This is a genomic window from Ruegeria sp. R13_0, from assembly GCF_017743995.1.
Taxonomy (GTDB): domain Bacteria; phylum Pseudomonadota; class Alphaproteobacteria; order Rhodobacterales; family Rhodobacteraceae; genus Ruegeria.
This window is the reverse complement of sequence record NZ_JAGHRB010000002.1, coordinates 405,955-426,570: the sequence shown is the minus strand read 5'-3', so window position 1 is coordinate 426,570 and position 20,616 is coordinate 405,955. Positions and strand designations below refer to the sequence as shown.

17 protein-coding genes and 2 pseudogenes are annotated in these 20,616 nt (G+C 54.8%); 9 read left to right on the top strand and 10 right to left on the bottom strand.

Annotated features, from left to right (window positions below; genetic code table 11):
• Nucleotides 1–373: 373 nt before the first annotated feature.
• From J7394_RS04360 to J7394_RS04350, 3 genes are read right to left on the bottom strand one after another with little or no spacing between them, the layout of a single operon-like run.
• Nucleotides 374–781: a GtrA family protein gene (locus tag J7394_RS04360; protein ID WP_209251211.1), complete on the bottom strand. Its 408-nt coding sequence runs from the start codon at nt 779–781 to the stop codon at nt 374–376.
• On the bottom strand, nt 778–1,785 hold the full coding sequence (locus tag J7394_RS04355; protein ID WP_209251209.1) for a glycosyltransferase family 2 protein: 1,008 nt from the start codon (nt 1,783–1,785) through the stop codon (nt 778–780). Before J7394_RS04355 ends, J7394_RS04360 begins: the two co-directional genes overlap by 4 nt.
• Nucleotides 1,782–3,215 carry a glycosyltransferase family 39 protein gene (locus J7394_RS04350; protein WP_209251207.1) on the bottom strand — a complete coding sequence of 478 codons (1,434 nt, stop codon included), beginning with the start codon at nt 3,213–3,215 and terminating at the stop codon, nt 1,782–1,784. Before J7394_RS04350 ends, J7394_RS04355 begins: the two co-directional genes overlap by 4 nt.
• Before the next feature lie 229 nt (nt 3,216–3,444).
• Here J7394_RS04350 and J7394_RS04345 point away from each other — a divergent pair, with 229 nt between their 5' ends.
• From J7394_RS04345 to J7394_RS04320, 6 genes are all read left to right on the top strand, one after another.
• Nucleotides 3,445–4,116: a response regulator transcription factor gene (locus J7394_RS04345; RefSeq protein WP_209251205.1), complete on the top strand. Its 672-nt coding sequence runs from the start codon at nt 3,445–3,447 to the stop codon at nt 4,114–4,116.
• A 1-nt stretch (nt 4,117) separates the two neighbouring features.
• The gene (locus J7394_RS04340) at nt 4,118–5,506 is read left to right on the top strand and encodes a HAMP domain-containing sensor histidine kinase (protein WP_209251203.1); all 1,389 of its coding nucleotides are present in this window, start codon (nt 4,118–4,120) and stop codon (nt 5,504–5,506) included.
• Nucleotides 5,507–5,690: 184 nt separating this feature from the next.
• Nucleotides 5,691–7,166, top strand: a complete 1,476-nt coding sequence (locus J7394_RS04335) for a multicopper oxidase domain-containing protein (protein WP_209251202.1) — start codon at nt 5,691–5,693, stop codon at nt 7,164–7,166.
• Nucleotides 7,167–7,280: 114 nt separating this feature from the next.
• On the top strand, nt 7,281–8,141 hold the full coding sequence (locus J7394_RS04330) for a glycosyltransferase family 25 protein (protein ID WP_209251201.1): 861 nt from the start codon (nt 7,281–7,283) through the stop codon (nt 8,139–8,141).
• 173 nt (nt 8,142–8,314) lie between these two features.
• Complete coding sequence (locus J7394_RS04325) at nt 8,315–8,656, top strand: PepSY domain-containing protein (protein WP_209251200.1); 342 nt, start codon at nt 8,315–8,317, stop codon at nt 8,654–8,656.
• A gap of 213 nt (nt 8,657–8,869) precedes the next feature.
• Entirely contained in the window at nt 8,870–9,298 is a 429-nt protein-coding gene (locus tag J7394_RS04320) for a heme-binding protein (protein ID WP_209251199.1), read from the top strand.
• A 459-nt stretch (nt 9,299–9,757) separates the two neighbouring features.
• Here J7394_RS04320 and J7394_RS04315 read toward each other — a convergent pair whose 3' ends face one another.
• The 5 genes from J7394_RS04315 to J7394_RS04295 form a co-directional block, all read right to left on the bottom strand.
• Complete coding sequence (locus J7394_RS04315) at nt 9,758–10,480, bottom strand: alpha/beta fold hydrolase (protein ID WP_209251198.1); 723 nt, start codon at nt 10,478–10,480, stop codon at nt 9,758–9,760.
• Nucleotides 10,477–12,021, bottom strand: a complete 1,545-nt coding sequence (locus J7394_RS04310; protein WP_209251197.1) for an ABC transporter permease subunit — start codon at nt 12,019–12,021, stop codon at nt 10,477–10,479. The genes J7394_RS04315 and J7394_RS04310 overlap by 4 nt, the downstream gene beginning before the upstream one ends.
• Nucleotides 12,018–13,073 (bottom strand): glycine betaine/L-proline ABC transporter ATP-binding protein, encoded by a 1,056-nt coding sequence (locus J7394_RS04305; protein ID WP_209251195.1) that lies wholly within the window; start codon nt 13,071–13,073, stop codon nt 12,018–12,020. Before J7394_RS04305 ends, J7394_RS04310 begins: the two co-directional genes overlap by 4 nt.
• A 69-nt stretch (nt 13,074–13,142) precedes the next feature.
• Entirely contained in the window at nt 13,143–14,102 is a 960-nt protein-coding gene (locus tag J7394_RS04300) for a glycine betaine ABC transporter substrate-binding protein (protein WP_209251193.1), read from the bottom strand.
• Between the two features lie 32 nt (nt 14,103–14,134).
• Nucleotides 14,135–15,178, bottom strand: coding sequence for a D-cysteine desulfhydrase (locus J7394_RS04295; protein WP_371811941.1), 1,044 nt, complete (start codon nt 15,176–15,178; stop codon nt 14,135–14,137).
• Between the two features lie 164 nt (nt 15,179–15,342).
• Between J7394_RS04295 and J7394_RS04290 the strand changes: the two genes are divergently transcribed.
• The gene (locus J7394_RS04290; protein WP_209251191.1) at nt 15,343–16,245 is read left to right on the top strand and encodes a LysR family transcriptional regulator; all 903 of its coding nucleotides are present in this window, start codon (nt 15,343–15,345) and stop codon (nt 16,243–16,245) included.
• 252 nt (nt 16,246–16,497) lie between these two features.
• Nucleotides 16,498–16,959, top strand: a pseudogene (locus J7394_RS04285) (integrase); the annotation flags it as partial.
• Between the two features lie 248 nt (nt 16,960–17,207).
• Here J7394_RS04285 and J7394_RS04280 read toward each other — a convergent pair.
• Nucleotides 17,208–18,749, bottom strand: coding sequence for a phosphatidylserine/phosphatidylglycerophosphate/cardiolipin synthase family protein (locus tag J7394_RS04280; protein WP_209251189.1), 1,542 nt, complete (start codon nt 18,747–18,749; stop codon nt 17,208–17,210).
• 227 nt (nt 18,750–18,976) lie between these two features.
• Entirely contained in the window at nt 18,977–20,215 is a 1,239-nt protein-coding gene (locus J7394_RS04275; RefSeq protein WP_209251187.1) for an amidohydrolase family protein, read from the bottom strand.
• Between the two features lie 93 nt (nt 20,216–20,308).
• Here J7394_RS04275 and J7394_RS04270 point away from each other — a divergent pair.
• Nucleotides 20,309–20,584 (top strand): annotated as a pseudogene (locus tag J7394_RS04270) (DDE-type integrase/transposase/recombinase); the annotation flags it as partial.
• Between the last annotated feature and the right edge of the window lie 32 nt (nt 20,585–20,616).

The window sequence follows — 20,616 nt, the reverse complement described above, 5'->3', positions numbered from 1 at the left end:
AATGAGTTAGCAAGACCCGCGAGATGATGGTGCATAAGTCAGCCGCCAAAACCAGGACACTCCGCCGAATGGCGCGGGCGTAAGAGCCCGCAAAGCTGATAGGAACTTGGTTTGCGGAACCCATCAGGGCCAGCGGTCAAAACCGCGCAAAAAGGCCGGACACATGACTGCTTCTGACAAATGCACAAATCAGGTCAAAAAGGACTTGCTATGCAGGAGCCATCCACACACGCCATTCGCCCTTTCCTTAAGTGCTGCATTGCCGCGTTCACAAAGCAGACGTTAAGCTAACGCATCAAGAAAATGACGTCGCTGCCATTTTTGCTAAACCAAATTGGCTGTGAGCAGCGTCCCGGAAGTATCCTATAGCACCCTACAACCCTATCTCGATCGAAAAGGGAACTGTTGTTCCACGATCAAAATGCCCAATTTCGACTAAGAAAGAAGGACAGTGTAGTACAAGAGCAACAGCCAAAACGAGGGCGGGTTTAGCTGAAATTTTATCGGTCGACTCTGCGGCGATCAGTATCGCGCCATTTAGCGCATAACCTGTCATCGCGACTACAAAATATCGCGACAGTGCCATCAGGATTGAGGCAGACTTATCCCTAAAGGTAAAGAAGTAGTGTGCTGTGAATCCCAACAAAAAAGCGCAGCTAAACGCCAGTGCGTTTGCAACGTGAAGTATGAGGCCGCAGCGGATCAGCAAAAGGCCGAGCGCTATATGCACAAGTGTTGCTATGACTCCGACCGCTCCAAACCGGCAGATTTGAGGTATCATGGCGATCCGTCCAGATTGGGGCTGAAATCTTCCGCAACGATAAAACCAGGTCGGCCTTTCACTTCTCCGAAGACCCTTGCAACATATTCGCCAAGAATGCCTACCGAAACGAGTTGCACGCCTCCGAGAAGAAATATCGCGGCAGCTAGGGTGGACCATCCTGGGACGTCTATACCAAACACAAGGGTGCGAACTGCGATCCAAAATCCATAGAAAATGGACGGTGCCGCAATGGAAAATCCGATGACCGTCCAGATTCTCAGCGGCCAAGTTGTGAAAGACGTGAGACCGGTAAGAGCGAGTTTCATCAATCCGATCAACCGGAATTTCGACGTACCGTGCATGCGTGGCTCAAGCTCGATCCTGATTTCCTTGCTGCGAAAGCCCACCCACCCATACAGACCTTTCATGAAGCGGTTGCTTTCCGGCATATCACAAAGCGCATCGACAACCCGTCGGTCCATCAAACGGAAATCACGCGAGTCCGGCGGGATGGCTATGTCTGAGCCAAGGTTTAACAGTTTGTAGAAAAGCCACGTAAGAAGCCGTTTGGATCTGGGCTCATCGGCGCGATGGGCTCGGCTGGTATAGACCATCTCAAAGCCGTCTTCATAAGCCTTCCACATGTCATTCAAACAAGACAAAGGTTCTTGCAGGTCGGCATCCAGGATCACAACAGCCTTTCCGCGGCTGGTTCTCAGGCCCGCCATAATAGCCTGTTCCTTGCCAAAATTCCGCGAAAGTCGCAGAACGCGCAGCGGATAATCAGCGGCCAAAGCCTTGGCGCGTGACAATGTAGAGTCTGTGCTGCCGTCATCGACAATGATGATTTCATAGCTTTCGAGCAAGCGTGTGACATGGGTGTGCACGCGAGCAATTGCTTCGTCGATATTTCCCTCTTCGTTATGTGCGGGGATAACGATGGTCAGCGCCGGGATCGGGGCTTTCCACAGATTGAAATCTTCGGCCAAGCGAAAGGGCGCCGTTATACGTTCCTGTTTCATGTCTGACTTCCAGCACGGGGAAACTCGACAAACAGGTATCGACGACCGGTGCGGCCCAGATTTTGAAACCGGTTTACAATCAGATGCTCGATTTTGGGTAGGTCACGTGGTTCCACGGCCAAGGCATCCGGATATGCGTTGGACAGCATGTGCTCAATTGCCGCCGGATCGTCTGTCGTGCGCACGGCTCCTGCAGAATAGAACTCGGCAGAATAGCTGCGGCCACCCCAATAGGTCACTTGTGTTTCGGGGGCCATTGCGATGACCTGCTCGATCAGGTCCTTTTCTGATCGCAGCTTCAGGCGGACCGGAGCTGCGAAAACAAAAAGCGAAAGACATAGATAAACTGCGCTGCACCCGCAAACCGCGCACACAAATGCCCGGCGAATAACCCCATCTCGCTGCGTCGCATCTGTCGCCCAGAGCGAAACCAACAGCAACGCAGCAGCCGGGAGTGCTGGCAGCGTATAAGCGGGCAGGATGTTGGCCGCTGACGTGAATAGGATCAACGGTGACAGACACCACAGCAGCAGATAGCTGTGCCAGCCGCTATCATCCTCGCGGACTTGTCGCAGCACGCGTTTTGGTCGGGCCAAGAGCGCGGCTGCAAAGAAGCTCCACGGTAAAAACGCGCCCAGTGCAAAGATCCAGATCATGCCTCTGGGTTCGGCATGTCCGTTGCCGTAAAGGTCGCCCTCCCAGCCCGAGACGAGAAAGCGCTCTATGTGCTCTCCGATCAAGAAATAGCGCAGGTATCCTGGCGTCGCGGCCTCGGCCGCCAGATACCACGGCAGCGACAGGATACTCGTTAGAAAAAGACCGATCCGCCACGGCAACTGTTTCAGAACGGACCAACGGTTGCCAATCAGCAGCCACAGGAAGATCGGGATGCCAGTCAGAACAAGGGCAACCGGCCCCTTTGCCAGCAGGCCAACAGCCAGACCGAAGAAAAACAGATACCCCCAGGCAACCCGATCGGGCGCAGTCACGCAGACGAAGAAGCCAGCCATGCAAAGCGCAGTTCCCAGGACAAGCGCCATATCCGTCATTACAAAGGCCGACGCGCCGAAAAACAAAAGTGATGACGTGAGGACGGTTATTGCTATCAAGGCCTGATCGAACCCGCCCCGATACCGCATCAGTGAATAGGTCACGGCCAAGGACGCCATGCTTAAAAGCAGGATCGGAACGCGCGCGCCGAAATGCCCGACCCCGAAAACTTTCATGCCAAGCGCCGAAGCCCAAGTATGCAATGGCGGCTTCGCCCAGAACGGCACGCCATAGTCGAATTGAGGCGTGATCCAGTTCCCGGTCTCCAACATCTTGCGAGCGATCTCTGCGTATCTGGCCTCGGTCGTGTCCGTGATCGGGAGCCAGAAGATTAGCAAAACGCGGATAGTCAGAAAACCGGCCAGGCAACTGAACAGCACATTTCGATGAGACGTTTTAAGTCTGAATGTATGAAAAGGGGCAGCTCGAGCGCTGCTCGACTGAAAGCCGGGGTCGATTGTAACCATGGATCCATCCTGTGAGTTCAAGGACCGACTAAGGTTCTCGAAATCCTCTAATCGTGGGCGAAAATATACAATTTGGTAATGTGCTGGCAGGCGGGGGTGGGAATCCAATAGAGTAGGCAAAACCAATCTGCAGGCCCAAGCTATGCGCGTACTTATTGTTGAAGATGATACCGAGACGGCGGAATACATCAGCTCAAGCTTGAATGCCTTGGGTCATACCTATGAAATCGCTTCCGATGGCAAACAGGCTTTTCTGCAGGCTTTGGACAGCGATTTTGATGTAATGATCGTGGATCGAATGTTGCCAAAGCTCGACGGGTTGGCGTTGGTCAAATCCATTCGCAACGCTGACGTCAAAACGCCGATCATCTTCCTCAGCGCCATGAATGGCCTGCATGACCGTATCGATGGGTTGGAGGCAGGTGCAGACGATTATCTGGTGAAACCGTTCGCCTTCTCGGAATTGTCAGCGCGGCTGATGGCATTAACGCGACGCCCGCCGATACAATCCGAACCAACTGCACTCAAAGTCGCCGATCTCGAGGTGAATCTGATCGCACATTCAGTCACACGCGCGGGACAAGAGATCGCCATTCAGCCGCGCGAATATCGGCTGTTGGTTCACCTAATGCGCAATGAAGGTCGCGTCGTGACCCGCACAATGTTGCTCGAAGCAGTTTGGGACTTCCATTTCGACCCAAAGACCAACGTGGTTGAGACCCATATCAGCCGCTTGCGACAGAAGATCGACAAACCGTTCGTCAAAGATCTAATCCATACAGTTCGTGGTTTCGGCTACAGCCTGCACGCCTGACATGAAAACTCCCTGGTCCGGCCTTCGCAACACTTCGACGAAACTCTCCCTTCAGTTTGCGATGCTGTATTCGGTGTTGGTCGTGTTGATGTTTTTCGTGGCCTATCGTCTCTCAATCTACGAAATCCGGGATCGCACGTTCGATCAGATGCGCGCTGATGCCGAAACCTTGACGGGCGTTTATGTCGATCACGGAACAGACCGTTTGATCGAGCATGTCAAAGCATTGCAAACGGTGAATTTCGAGAACTCGAGGATATTCCTGCTAATTGATGAGACTGGGCGAACGGTCTCCGGAAACATATTGGAGATGGATCTGGCTGCGGTGACAGGTGACGATGTGCAGTTCATCCCGGTCGACGACATCGAAATCGATGGCCTGCATGAAGACGAAGTCAACGGCTACTGGCTCACCCAAAACCGGATTGGCCCGTTCCAATTCGTTCAAGGTACCGGTGATCATGTTGGCACTGAGGTGGTAGAGGCTTTAGGCATCTCACTGGCCATCGGGGCCGTGCTGGCTATTGCCGCCGGTTTGCTGGCCGGTGTCTGGGTCGGGAAGATAACCGAAAAGCGCATCGTCGATATCTCGAACACATTGGACCGGGTTTCTACCGGTGACCTGCAAGCACGTATCCCGATCTCGGTCGGTGCCAGCGATGATTTGAGTCGGGTTTCGGAAAACGTCAATGCTACACTCGGGCGTTTGGAAACCTTGCTGGAAACGCAACAGCAGATTTCCAATGACATCGCCCATGACCTGCGCACGCCTTTGCAGAGATTGCGTCAACGGTTGGAGCGATTGCAGGGCCAGTCACAGCCTGCCCCAACCGAAGCAGGGGCCGCTCTGGCCGAGGTAGAAGACATCATCACGACGTTCAATGCCCTGCTTAGGATCGCGCAAGTCGAGGCCGGCGACCTGCGTGCGAGGTTTGAAATGGTGGACCTCGACAACATTGCCGAGACGGTGTTCGAAGTCTTTGAGCCTTCGGCAGAAAACCAGAACCAAACACTGCACCTGACACACGCGCCGTCGACGGCAAACGTGCTCGGGGATCGGGCGTTGTTGTTGCAACTGGTGTCAAACTTGATCGAAAACGCCCTGCGCCATTGTCCGGTGGGCACAGCTATAAATGTCTCCGTCGACACAAGCGATGCTCGTGCATCCCTAACCGTCTCAGACAATGGCCCCGGCATCCCCGCCGAGGACCACGACCGCGTTTTCAGACGCTTTTTCAGAGGCGACAAAAGCCGCAGCAGCACAGGTCACGGTTTAGGTCTTGCGACAGTAAAAGCCATTGCAACCCTGCACGAAGCCGAAGTGTCCCTAAGCGACAACGATCCGGGCCTAAGAGTCACTATTGAATTCCGCAGAGTCAAAGCGACTTAACACCATCCTTCTACACGCAACTCGGGTCGAACCCTATGTCAACATTACCAAACGGTAATGTTCCCGACATCTTGCGGGTAACCGCGATGCCGTTTGTGTCAACAGCGGCGCAGGCAGGCTTACCTCGATCCTCCCTCCGTCTGCTGGGGCCAAGACAGTCCCTTGGCACAATTCGGAGAAACAGGTGAACAGACGCGAATTCTTAGCTGCGGCAAGCTCAGCCGCTATGCTGCCACTGTCAGGTACGGCCTGGGCGCAGGCCTCGCCTCGCCCGTTGCCAATCATCCCAACAACCGACGTAACGGATGGAATCGACAGCCGGATCAGGTTGGACCTGCGGTCCGATACTCACGACTTTGGCACGGGTGCTCGCAGTGCCACGTTCGGGATCAATAATCCTTACCTCGGCCCGGTGTTGCGAGCGAAACAGGGGCAGACACTACCCTTCGAGGTCACGAACCGGACCGGTGAAGTTACAACCTTGCATTGGCATGGGTTACACATACCCGGCGACGTTGATGGCGGTCCGCATCAGGAAATCGAACCCGAACAGGCGTGGTCTCCGGATTTGCCAATCACGCAAGCCGCCTCGATGAATTGGTTCCATTCTCACATGCACGGCAAAACGGCGCAGCAGACCTATACAGGTTTGGCCGGTGTGCTTTTGATCGAGGATGATGCCAGCCTGTCCGCTGATCTTCCAAGCAAATATGGCGCAGATGACTTTATGCTGATCCTGCAAGACAAGATATTCAATAGCTCTGGCCAAATGGACTATGTCCTGACCGGCGAAGTGTTTGAAGAGGGCTTTACCGGCGACACTCTGGTTTTGAACGGGGCAATCGCGCCGGTGACTCAGTCCGTACCACAGGGTTTGGTACGTCTGCGCATTCTAAACGCCTGCAATGCGCGGTTTCTGACCTTGTCATTGCAAACCGGGCCGCTGACCGTGATCGCGTCGGATGGCGGCTTTCTCGCCTCGGCGGTTCAGACGGACAGCATCCTAATGTCACCAGGTGAACGCTATGAAGTTCTGATCGATACGAGAGCTGCCGACACCAATGCACTAATGGTGAGTTTCGGTGAGGACGAGGGGCTGCTAGGGATACTTGGTTCGGTGTTTGGCGGCGGTGGCACCTCCATCCCTGCTTTGATTCTGAACCGGCGCGCGGAAGTGGGGTTCACAGGGTCGTTGCCCGACAGGCTCGCAATCCTGCCTCCGGCAAACCCGAACTCTGCAACTGTCACTCGATCCTTTCAACTGAACATGGGCGGGAGCGAGGAACTAGCGACCCTTGCCGCCCTCTGGGGCAACGTATGTGGCGATGGCGGAATGGGGATCAACGGCCAACCCATGAACATGGATCGTATTGATGAGCGGGTTCGCAAGGGAGACACCGAGATCTGGCGTATCGCCTCAGATGACCAACTGCATCCCTTCCACATCCATGGATGTTCTTTCCGCATCCTGACGCAGAATAGTGCGGAACCCCCCGCCTATGCGCAGGGTTGGAAAGACATGGTGCATGTCGAAAACGAGTGGTCCGAAGTGCTGGTCCGGTTCGACCATCCAGCTACGGATAACGCGCCGTACATGTACCACTGCCACATCCTTGAACACGAGGATTGCGGGATGATGGGGCAGTTCACTGTTGGCTAGCATCGACATCAACAAGAATGTGTTCGGCTTGTCTTTCATCGTCTTTTCGCAATCCAGCGGTAGGTCTGTCGAAAATTGCTCATTCGTTGTTAGGTTCCGCTGGGAAAGCTCAATATGCGAATACTCGTGATCAATACGCCGAACAAAGCCTCGCGGCGGGCGTTTCAACAGGCGCAAGCCACGCGGTTGGGCTTGGAGCTGGAATTTATCAATGCTGTGTCTGTGGACGATTTGCCAGCACGTGTCTTGCAGAACGCAGCCAACGATTGGACCAGAGGGATCCGGGCGCAAGATGTGGCGTGCACCTTCTCGCACTGGCGCGCATGGGAAATCGTTTCAGAGCAGACGGAACAGGTTTGCGTCCTTGAAGACGATGTATTGCTCTCTGAACGTTTCAAAGACGTTCTCGACTATATCGAGAGGCGTCGAGATGATTGGAGCTGTGTCTATGATCTTGAATTTGCGAACTATAAGCACAACCTCAGCCGATCTCCAGTTTGGCGAAACGCCGGTTTGAACGTTGCTGCGCATCGCATCTTCAAAAACAAACGCGGCGCGGCGGCCTATGTTCTGGGACCAAAGGCTGCTCAGAGGTTGCTTCGTGAAGCAAACGGCTATCGCATGCTGGAAGCGTTTCTGTGGACGCGGCGGTGGATGCGTCAATTGCAGATTGAACCCTGTCAGGCTGTACAGCTTGACGTCTTCGATCCAAATGCGAGCTTTGGTAGACACGACACGCAACATCGGACGACCAAGATTTTTCGCAACACGTCTTGGGTAGCTGCCAAGCTAAAACGGCTCGCACTTTCGGTTGAAGAACTCCCACTTGTGGTGCCTGGTTTGGCGTTTGGACAGCGCAGATCACTTCGTATCTGTCGCGATGACTACCTGCCGCCAGAAAATACGGCACAGGATTCAATGAAGCGCGCCAAAAGGTTATCGGCACTGGAAAGAGAAAAGCAGGAAGTAGTATAAGCGACCTAAACAAGAGGCACTCCTTCGCTTTCACTTGCGAGCGAGTACAGCTCTCTGGAACTATCCAACCTAACCAATCTGTCATCTTCAGGCAAAGTCGTAGAGAGCACGCCTCCCTAAATTGATGTTGCACGCGGAATGTACCGCTTCGCAAATGACAAGGGAAATCACGCATGAAAAATGTAGCGGTTTTAACGGCAAGCGCTGCGGCGTTTGGCCTGCTATGCACGGCAAGCAGCGCCCAATTGGCAATTGAGCAAACACCCCTTGCGTCTTCGCTGACATTCAACGAGGCCATAGCGATCGCACTTGAAGAGCAGCCCGGCACAATCGCAGAAATCGCCCTGGAGCGCTCCAATGGCAACGTTGTGATCGACATCGAAGTCATCAACGATGTCGGAGACGAAATCGAATTCCACCTCGATCCTGAGACTGGTGAAATTCTCTCTTCCTGGACCGATGACGACCCGAGCAATGACCCCGGTGAAACAGAATACGAAGATTCAGACGGTTGACGTCCGGACGTCCTCAAGGGCTCGACCCATTCAACGAAGCCGTTGACCGCGGATCGTGTGAAGTTGGTTCACAGCAGCCAGAACTCTGCGCGAAAAACCTGCAATCCTTCCAAAATCTCTGAAAAGGACACCAAAATGACTATGTTTGCCAAAGCCCTTTGTGCATCCGCTGTTTTATTGACTGGCGCTGCGCATGCTGACCCTCATGTGGAAATGAGTATCCCTCTCGAATGGGCGCAGACCGCCGCCACGGTTGCGTCTCAGACCTGCGCGGATATGGGATTTGCCACAACGGTCACGGTTGTAGACCAGCGCGCGCAGCCCCGCGTCCAACTGATGCGCGAAGGCGCATTCCCACACACAATCCACACCGGCAGCCGTAAGGCAATCACGGCAGCGTCACGCCGCGAAGCAACCTCGGTGATCGAGGCCGAAAATGAGCATGAGCCTTCGTTGGGAGCTGTGATCAATGAAATCGGCCTGATTACACTCTCGGGCGGAATCCCAATCGTTTATGAAGGCGCCGTCATCGGCGGCATCGGAATTGCCGGGTCTCCCGGCGAGGACGCAAATGGCAAGGAATTCGATGACATCTGCGTCGAAGCAGGTATTGCGGCAATCAGCGAACAACTGAAACCATAGCGAATTTCAGCTCAACCAAAGGGGCATCTTCTGGCGCCCCTTCTTCCACTAACCACTTCAAGATCAGCTTTTGAAGCGGCTAGAGACTCCAGGCAGCCGCAGCAAAGAACCGCATCTCGCCCCCTGACTTCCCAAAGTAGTAAAGGCCCAGAGCCGACCTTGGGCTTGGCTTGAGGTTGCTGCAGTCGCAGCCCGCTATCCTGCCTTTCGCCGCAAGCGCATAATCAGAGGCTGGCTGAAATGACGCGAGGCGGTCAAAACCTACCTTTTGACACTTGGCGCTGAAATCCCGGTTCCGGCCCTTATCCGGACCTTCGACCTAACTTCATGATGCTGCGGTGCGGCCCGTCAGAGGAGACATTCGCTGAAAGTGCAAAGCCGGAAGGCAAACGAGGTCTGGAACGCGGACTAAGTTGACTTCGGCAGCCGCCCTGCAAAAGTCCAAGTTGTTTGCATTACTCAGCGGTCCAAAAAGTCGGAGATTAAACGCGTAAAAAAGTCAGGCTTCTCGGCATGTAGAGCGTGAGCGCAACCTGGCACAACTGCTAGCAATGTATTGGGAACTGTTTCCCAAAGCATTTGAATTTGGCTCCACGGATATGTCCGATCTTTGTCGCCCCAAAGGACGAGCGTCTCCTGCTGGATTTGGGAGAGGTTCTGCTCCCCTGACCAAGCTTGCATCGCGTCTAAGCCCGCCTCCAGAGCCGGCAGCGTGGTTTGAACGGCAATCGCGGCGCAGTGTTCAAATCCTGGTGCAGCTTCGCAATCCAGAAACCAGGTCGCTGCTATCCGACGCGCGGTGGCTGCCGCGCCATCTTCCGCGGCGCGCTGTTTACTTTGCTCAATGGTCTCGAACCGCCCCGGCAAAACGCCGATGGCGCCAGTTGCGTAAAGCACAAGACGGTTAATCCTTTCACGATCTCGCAAGGCAATTTCCTGAGCGATCATGCCGCCCATGGAGTGACCCAGCAGATGATAATCCTCCACCCCAAGGCTGCGGAGGTGCTGGACAACCCAATCCGCATATCCGCCAATACTGTCGATTGGCGGCAAATGGGCATTTGCTCCAAACCCTGGCAGGTCAACGGCAATCACATCAGCATGCTGCTGCAGTGTATCTCTACACCCATCCCATTGTGCGCTGCCCCCCATGAAACCATGAACCAGGACAAAGGGGGTCACTTTCGCTGCCCTTGAACGATCCGGTCAAGGATCATCGCGCAGAAGAGAATGGCAAAGCCTGCGAGGATACCCTGGCCTACATTGGCGTATTGCAACGCCTCGAGGACGTCTTCGCCCAGCCCTTTCGCGCCAATAAGCGAGGCAACCACAACCATGGCAAGTGACAGCATGATTGTCTGGTTGATGCCTGCGCGAATGGACGGGCTGGCAAGCGGCAGATCGACCTTGGTGAGAAGGTACCATTTGTTGGCGCCAAAACTGATCGCGGCTTCACGCACGCTCTCAGGAACACCGCGCAGACCCAAAACGGTAAGGCGCACCACGGGTGTCCCACCGAAGATCATCGTAACAATGACTGCTGCTGGTTTGCCGACCCCAAAAAAGGCAATCACAGGCACCATGAAGACAAAGGCAGGCATGGTCTGCATGAAATCCATGATCGGTTGGATGACAGCGTAGAAGCGCGGTCGACGCGCAGAAAACATGCCCAGAGGAATGCCTATCACGATGGAAAGTAGCGCCGCTGTGCCGAGAAGCGCCAACGTCGTCATAGCTTTTTCCCAGAAGCCGAGAAGGCCCATATACGCCAGAAAGGCACCAGACCATATAGCCATGCGCAAGCCAGCCGTGAGCCAGGTCAACAGAACGATCAGCGCGGCCACCACGATCCAAGGGGTCTGAACCAACGCAACCTCCATGGCATCCAGCAACCAGCGAATGGCCGCGGTGAGCCCGTCAAAGAACGCCACACTGTTGGCGACGCACCAGGCAATAAATGCCTCTACGCTGTCAATACTGGCCAGGCGAATTGAGTTATCTGTCGGGAATTCGCTAAGAAATGAAAAACGGCCCGGGAAACTGTAGTGGAGCATTGCAGTCGCGACCAGCAGGATCATGAAACCCGCGCTAAAGACTATCTGGCTGACCCGCATGCCAGAGCGAATGGTACGATCTGAGAGCCAGTCGGAAAACCGGGCCTCCAGCGCCCAGTTGGCGACCACAGCCTGTATGAGCTTGGCCACAAGCAAGATGGCAACACCGGTGAGTGCAATCGACGGACCTTGTGCGGCGAGCAACTCTGCCTCAGCGCGGAAGCCTTCTATATTGGCTTCCAGCCCTTCGATCTGGCGTTGAATGGCCGCGGCTCGATCCGAGCCGCTCTCTTGGGCGGCCGCAAGCTGCTGGTAGCGCAAATCGAGCGTACCTTCGATCGAGGTCACACGGGCCAGCGCGTCTGCTCCCAAATCTCCGAATAAGCCCCGCGCGATCTGCACAAATCCGATTGCTTCGACGACAAGAAAGGCCAATGCCCATGACCAAAGTCCACGTGCGCCGAACCAGATCGGACCGAAGAGCCCGGCCATTGCGTTGAAAGTTGCCGTAAAGCGCGCGGACGCCCCGATCTTGTCGAAATTGCGGATGTAGTAATCGGGGCTGGTGCGCACAAAGGTGCGGATATTCTCGCGGCGTTCCTCGGCATAGGCCTGCGCGGCTTCGCTTTCTGTGTCTTCAAGGGGGTTCACACCAAGATCTTCGCTCATGACATTTCCGTCCCTTCAATCACGGTGCGCAACAGATCTGCGCGAGTGATAACACCTCTGTCTTGGCCGCCTTCGGACACCAGAACCGGCCGTTCGTCGTCGATGGCTCGCGTAATCAAAGCGGAAAGTGTCTCATTGTGGTCCACCCGATCAATGTCAGCAGGCAGTGGGCCGTGCGTAGCGAGATAGCTGTCCAAGGGCTGCATCGCCGCATGAGCATGCACCACCTTCAGCCGCGATATCCCGGCCACGAAATCAGCGACGTAGTCATCAGCGGGATGCATGACAATGTCCTCAGCCGAGCCGATCTGCACCATCTTGCCGTCACGCATGATCGCAATCCGGTCCCCGATGCGGACAGCCTCATCAAGGTCATGGGTGATGAAGATCGTTGTTTTCTTGAGGATTTTTGACAGCCGGATGAACTCATCCTGCAACTGCCGCCGGATCAGGGGATCAAGTGCGGAGAATGGCTCATCCATCAATAGAACATCAGGATTGGCCGCGAGCGCACGGGCAAGCCCCACACGTTGCTGCATACCACCAGAGAGTTCGTGAGCGAATTTCGACCCCCACGCCCCAAGTTCGACAATGTCGAGAATGGCGGCCGCCTGCCGCATACGCTCGTTCTTGGCGACCTGGCGGATTTCCAGCGGCATTGCCACGTTGTCGAGGACCGATCGGTGGGGCATCAACGCAAAATTCTGGAACACCATCCCGATTTTCCTATTGCGGAAAGCCTGAAGTTCCTTTGTGCCCAGCGCCATGACGTCCGTGCCCTCGATCTCGATCTTGCCCGCCGTCGGTTCGAGCAGGCGATTGAAATGACGCACGAGTGTGGATTTGCCGCTCCCTGATAGGCCCATGATACAGAAGATCTCACCGCGGTTTACGTTGAGGCTGACATCGGCCACGCCAACCACCGCGTTGAATTCAGCAAGGACTTCAGCCTTGGTCAGCCCCCGCGCACGAATAGCTTCCAGAGCGGCCTCAGGTTTTGACCCGAAGATTTTCCAGATGTTGGAAATTTCGATTACAGTCTCGTCGCTCATCCGCCCACCCGTGCGTGCCTTCAAATGGGGCGGCACCGCTAGGTGCTGCCCGTTGTTTATTGGTCTGGCTCAGAGACCAAGCATCGCATCTACGCGCTCGGAATTGGCGTTAACCCATTCGGCTGCAACTTCTTCAGCATCGCGCCCATTGGCACTGATCTCGAAGGCCAGCGAGCTCACGTCATCGGCGGTCAGCGAGAAGTTCGCGAAGAATTCCGCAATCGCCGGCGAGCGATCCCCAAGCGAGTTGGACCAGGCGATCTGCACTTCCTTCAGGGCGTCCTTGCTGGCAACCATCGACTTGTTGTACCAGTCAGGGTCGTCGGAGGGCTGCACCATGACGTATTTTTCAGGGTCATATGTCGGCTCTGTCAGCATCACCACGTCAAACATGTACCAGACAGCATGCGGCTCATAGCAGTAGAAGGCATATCCTTCTTTTTTGGCGATACTGTCCTTAATGCGCGCGGTCTTCACAGCTTCTTCGGCGCGAATTGGATCGATGAAGTCCAACAGGCCGTAGTCGCGCACCTTCACCTCGTTTACATTGGCCGAGGCCCAGCCAGGTGCACCGATCCACATCTCACCCTTACCATTGCCATCGCTGTCCATCGCTGCCGCCACATCGGGGCGTCCGAGATCTGCGATGTCGGTGATATTCATCTCTGCGGCAAAGTCTTTGGAGACGCAGAAACCCTGATTTCCTTGGTATGGGTTCGAGGACAGTGTCACAGTTCCGGCACCATCAACATATTGCTTGGTGAACGCTTCCTGATTTGGCAGCCATACATCAGGGTGCACATCGATATCACCCTTACCCTGATCCATCGCTTGAAAAATGGTGGCATTGTTACCGGGCACATACTCCACCGTGCCGCCAATGCGGGTGGTCACGATCTCACCCAAGACATGGGCAATGGCCTGTGCGCCGGTCCAAGTGGGAACACCGATCTTAACCTCTTCAGCGGCAAGTGGTGCGCCGAGAGCTGAAACCAAAGCCGCGCTGATCAAGTATCTTTTTAGTTTCATTTGATATCTCCTTGTTGGTTTGTTGTTTATTTTCAGGGCACGTAGCCAGGAAGTTCGAAAGTTTCGGGATAGCCAAACAGGGCTGTGCTTCCGCCGGTGTGCAGAAAGACGACATTGTCCATGCCGTCGAAATAGCCTTTGCGGGTTTGGTCAATGAGCCCATCCAACCCTTTGCCTGAGTACACTGGGTCGAACAAAAGCCCTTCGGTGCGGGCCAACAGTTTGAGCGCCTCAATCATACCTTTGGTCGGAAGACCATATCCTGCACCGACGTAGTCGCAATTAGCGCGCACGGTATCGCGCGCGATGGGCTTACCCGTCCCCATGTACTCGACAGTACGCACGGCCAGATCATGAACCATGCCTTCCTGTTTGTCTTGTGGGGCACGTACGCCGATGCCCAGAAGGTGAATGTCACTTTCCAGTGCGGCAAGACCGGCGACCAATCCGGCTTGCGTGCCCGAGCTGCCGGTCGCATGTACCAGCGCATCAATTTTCAACCCGGCATTGGCGGCCTGTTCGGATAGCTCGCGCGCGCAATTCACGTAGCCCAATGCCCCGATCGGGTTCGATCCACCACCCGGAATGATGTAGGGGTTTTTGCCTTCTGCCTTCATCCGCGCGGCGCAGGCTTCCATCTCTGTGTTCATGTCCGCACCACCGGGACGCTTGGAGACACTAGCGCCATGCAATCGGTCCAGCAGAACATTTCCATTCAGAATATAGTTCGGGTCATTGGAACCAGTGCGATCCTCAAGCAGTATGTGGCACGCAAGGCCAAGTTTCGCGGCCGCCGCTGCTGTCTGTCGCGCGTGATTGGATTGCGTCGCCCCCTGCGTGATGATGGTATCTGCACCTTTCTGGACAGCGTCAGCCATCAGAAATTCCAGCTTACGAGTCTTGTTCCCACCCGACGAGAGGCCAGTGCAATCATCCCTTTTGACCCATAAACGCGGACCACCCAAAACCTCGCTCAGGCGATCCATCGGCTCCAAAGGCGTAGGAAAATGACCAAGCGATACCCGGGGGAATTTCGCCAGCGTCAGCGATAGCTCCTTGCACAAGCTCAAAACCATCTCCGGCGCGACCATCGCGTCTCCGCCGGTCATCTGAATTGTCTCAGCCACCACACTCTCCCTGCTTTTGCCCACAGCCAAACAGTTTCAAAAGAGAAAGAAGAAAAACAGTGCATATTTCGCAGGCTGCTCATACATTTTCTTTGGGTGCTATGGAGGTGCGCATGAATATGCTGTGGTTTGACGATGTTCTGGCCCTTCTGGAGGAGCGGAACATGACGCGGGCTGCGGCCCGCAGAAACATCACACAACCCGCGTTCTCAAGGCGTATTCGCAGTTTTGAGGAGTGGCTGGGGATTGAAGTTCTCGATCGCAAATCGAACCGGGTCGAGATCAGTCCCGCACTGGCCTCGAACGAAGCCGAAATCCGCTCTTTGATCGCTAGATTAAATGACCTGCGCACAAAAATTGCGCAACATGGCCCCACCGTTTCGATTGTAACGATCGCCGCGACGCACGCATCGGTCGTCTCCACCTTTCCCGATATGGCACTGCGTGCACGTGCTACGTTCAAGGGGCTCCGTTTTCGGCTCAGGACTGCCAATTTGAACGATTGTGTCACTCTGTTCCTGCGCGGCGATACCAACATGCTGCTATGCTACGAGGCGCAAACCGTCGCCCCAATGCCGTTCGGAGCAGGCATTCGTCGCGGCACTTGGGGTCACGACTACCTCATTCCAGTCATCGGTGGCGGATTGCGCTATGCAGTGCGCGGAAACGGTGACGTTCCTTTGGACACGCCGGCCATCGTCTATCCCGAAAACAGCTACTTTGGCGAAGCATTAAACAAGAGCAAACTTCCCTTCGGAACCGCCGATTTCAGCAAAAATCCCGTTTGCCAGACGGCTTTTTCAAGTGGGGCAAAGGAAATGATCCTGAACGGTCTCGGCGTTGGTTGGCTGCCGTTCAGCATGGTGCACAAGGAAATTGAAAGCGGCGAACTGATCTCCCTACGCAACCAATTGGGTCAAGAAAAGCTCGACGTTGTGGTCTATGCCCACCACCAGACCGAGATCGCGAAAACCTTGCTTGATTTCTGGGCAAACAAGCCGTCTTCAAAGTCTTGAGCCTATAAAGCGCCAATCAGCGCCAAAGAACAAAGCCATCAGTAGGCACTAAATTTTGACAGCCGAAAGCTGTGCAAAATTGCCGCGCTTCTCTCTGTATCCTATCCCCTAGTCGTCCGGATGTCCTAAATTTTCAATGACCGTCTTGGGCTCCTTCCGGACCTCAGAGGCGGCGCTGCAATCCCGTGAAATGGTGCCTCGTCAACGTCGGGTTGTCGTTTTGGGAGGGCATGGCGGATCGGAGGATCAGTCATGGAAGCACCAAACCTACCGGCCTTTCGCGCACTTCGGCCCGCATGGAAAAAGGGCCGCATCGTGGGTCAGAAACGACCGCTGAAGACAAAGCATGTCTGGGCGATCCGTGTTCGACTTGAATTGGCCGAAAACCACCGCGACCTAGCGCTGTTCAATATGGCGATCGACAGCAAGCTACGCGGCTGTGACCTCGTGAAGATGAAAGTCATCGATGTAATGGCATCAGGTCAGATCAAGGAGCGCGCCTCCGTCCTGAAAAGCAAAACGCAGAAACCTGTTCGCTTTGAGATTTCCGAAGGCACACGCGCCTCAGTCGAGAAGTGGACGGAAGACGAGCTCATGGTCGGCTCCGAGTACCTTTGGCCTGGCCGCTTCCACGAGCGGCTGCATATCTCGACCCGCCATTGTGCGCGGATCGCCCGCGATTGGGTCACATCGATCGGTCATGAGGTGCGCGCATAAGGGCCTGTTTTTGGACAATTGAGACTAAGTCGCTCTCAAATCCGGCTTCCACTTGATCACTCTTGTCTGAACTACGTAGGCGACATTTGGACGAGGAGAGCTGTATCTGAGCCCGAACCCTATTGGCGTTTGGACACTCGGCTAAATGTATCTAATAACGGAATTGGCTGAACGTTTGTTAAAAGGCCAAAAAGTAGCCCAATTTGTGAAGTCGCAAAAGGCTATGGCCCAGTTCGGCCGCGTGGTCAAAGCATCCATTCGACAGGCAACCATCGAACGACCGCTGTCAGAGCCCGCTGCAGACCGCTTGTTTCCGGGTCAGCTGCATGCACGGTGATCGTCCCGTCCTGTTCTTCTTGCAGCCAGATCATCTCACCGTCTTCATTCAGCTCGACGCGATAAGAAAACTCTGGTCTGTCCAATTCTTGAGCGAGAGATGCTGCTATCGTTGGGCTCTCGATCAGCAGCCCCATTTCAGTATTCAATCGCGCCGATCTGGGATCCAGGTTATATGAGCCAACAAAAATCCGCTCTTCATCTGATCCAAACACCTTGGCATGCAAACCCGATGCCGATCCTGCGAGCATCTCCGGCAGGCTTCGTTCGCGATGTTCCTGTCGCAAAGCTCGAAGCTCCAAAAGCTCTACACCGCTGTTCAGCAGGTCGTCCCTGTACCCCATGTAGGCTGCATGAACCGGCATCACGTCGGTTGCGTCCAAAGAATTGGTCAAAACACGAACTTTAACCCCGGCCTCTGCCAAACCTTCCAAGACTTCGGCACCGCGCTGGCCAGGAATAAAATACGCTGAAACAAGGTCCAGCGAGGTTCGAGAACCGTTAGCGAATTTGATCAGTTGCTCGACGATCAAGTCTTCACTATTCGCTTCGCCCAAACCTTTTGCCGGGTCATCGACGAAAAGCGTGACTTCGCTCCACTCGAATTTCAGATTATGCGCCGCTATCCGGTCGGCGAGCTCACTGTATTGAATCGCTTTTTGATAGCCCGCGCCAACAGCAGTCTTCGGAGCAGCATCCGCCTTGAGCTGAAGACTTTTTTCCGAAGAGGGTTCCAGAAACAGGGCTGCGTCGTAAGAGGACGCGCTGTTCCAATACGCGTCGAATGATTGCGAAACCTCATCGACAATCGGGCCTATGGCTATCGTATCTACATCTAGGTAGTGCGTTCCAGCCCCGTAATCGAAATAGATGTCGCCAATATTGCGGCCCCCGACAATCGTGGCCACCCCGTCCACAGTCATTGACTTGTTATGCATACGACGGTTCAAACGGTTGAAGTCAAATGCGTAAGACAGAAGCTTGGGGTTTCTCAGTGTAAACGGATTGAAAATACGCACATGCGCGTTGGGCAGAGCATTCAGCTCGGCAAGCAAGTCATCCATCCCCGAGATGCCGTTGTCGTCGACAAGTAATCTGACCCGCACGCCGCGTTCGGCCGCTGCCCTGAGTTCATCGAGCAACATCAGACCCGTAACATCGTCTTGCCAAATGTAGTACTGAGCGTCGATTGAAGACCTCGCTTCCCTTACGAGTATGGCCCTTGCCGCAAACGCTGCCCGTCCGTTGCCCAATGGCCGTACGCCATCAAGGCCAGGGTTCCGTTCGATCGCAATTTGAATAGTTTCACCTAAAGGCCCGGTCCAATCGGCATCTTTTTTCAGCGTTTGCTCAGAAAAGTTTTTTTCAGGAAGTGGAAACGCCAGTTTTAGCCCGACAATGGCGATCGTGATCACCACAACTACAGTCACAAAATTCCTGATCAGCCGCATTCAGGGCCCCGTGTTCAGTACATCAGATCTACCTTGTAGATGAACATGTTTCATCGACCGCTGGTAAATCAAGAGTTGAGGCATAATCAACAGTTTGAGGATCTCACCTATTTGCCAAAGGGTGAGGCATCTGACCACCCAAATCAGAGTAAAGCCCTTCCCCGTGCACCAACTTTTGCCGAGGTCGTCGAAACAACCCTAACCGTTCCGACAACCGATTGTTTACATTACCCGTTAGTAGGCGCGTTCTCTCGGAAAAACTCCCAAGCGTCGACTTCTTCACCGGTAGACAGAATGCAGATGCCGATTTTGCCTCCGTCAGAGCCATCACGGATTTCATAGGTGCCTCCGCTCTCGTCACAGAACACGGCCGCTGGATTAGGCGCTTTCACAAGGTCGTTGTTTGGCTTCATGCTGGCCTCTTTTTCTATCGGGTGTTTTTGACCTTCGAACACGGTTCCCCAAATTCCGATCTTGGAAAGTTCGGCTACGTCGACTTCGTATAGGTCCTGCTTAAGCACGACAAAATCTGCCTTTTTACCCGCACGGATCGAACCGATCTCGTCCTCCATCCGCATGAACCACGCAGCATCAATGGTGATCGCGCGCAAAGCTTGGTCGATGTCCAGTCGCTCTGACCCCGCATTATCGTTGCCGTTGATCGACACACGTTCCATCGCATTCTGTGCCAAGGCCAGCGGGCTGAGTGGGGCCATGGGACTGTCAGAATGCAGTCCGATCACCAACCCCTCTTGCGAGGCGCTGCCCAAGGGCACCATGAAGCGTGCAACATCCGCCCCAAGCCAGACATCCGCATACACATCAGCAAGGATGTATTGGTAGTACGGGTTGGCCGATACAACCATCCCCAGCGCCTTCATCTGCCGCATCTGGTCGCGCGTTGCATAGGCAAAATGCTCAAGCGTCGTGCGGTGGTCGAAGCGAGGCTTTTCTTCCTGCAAGTCACGCACGATTTCGATAAGCAGCCTGGCGGACCCATCGCCGTTGGTGTGGGCGTGCAACTGAAACCCTTCGTTCCAGAAGAACCGGGCCCATTCCAGAATGTCCTCTGGCTCGTTCATCCACTGGCCTTGGTGTCCATCTTTGTAGCCCAGGAAGCCATATTGCGAGAGGCCGCTGTAGATCGCGCCATCCATCATCAACTTGAAGTGATTGTCGAACTTCACCCTGTCGGTATTGCCCTTCTCCCAGTCGCGGATTTCGGCCAGCGCCTCTTCGGGAGATTTCCCGCGCGCTGTGAAATCCGTGATGATCGGTGTCAGTACGATGCGCACCGGGGCGCCGGTTTCCTCGGACACTTTGTGGATCAGGTTCGTCTCGCTGACAGGATCACCGAACAAGCCGATGCCCATATCCATTGCGCTCGTTACACCAGCCTGATGGACGATCTCGAAAAAGGTCTCCATGCCTTGCGAGTAGCGGGATTCTTCCAGAATGAACGGCATCTTCGGGAAAATTCCGACCAGCCCGTTCTCCCACCAGTGGCCGCGTTCCCAATCGGATTCCTCGGGGAAAATCTGCGCATCTTCTTCGGTTAGGTGACAAAATACGCTAGTGCAATTGCCGACGTTGCGCGCAGACGAAAGGGACTGTGCAACTGCTCTTGGAGAATGGACGTGACTTAAATCAAGGTGAAAGGCAACTGGATCTACCTCCATCGAGCCGTCGACAAGCACGGCAAGACGCTTGATTTCATGCTTTCCTCGCGACGAAACAAATCCGCTGAGACAAAGCTCTTCGCCATGATGCTGGAGGTCAACGGGCTTCCGAGGAAGATTGTCACCGACAAAAGCGGAGCTAACACGGCCGGCATCTGCCCGTTTCGTCAATTTGCAGAACTGGCCGC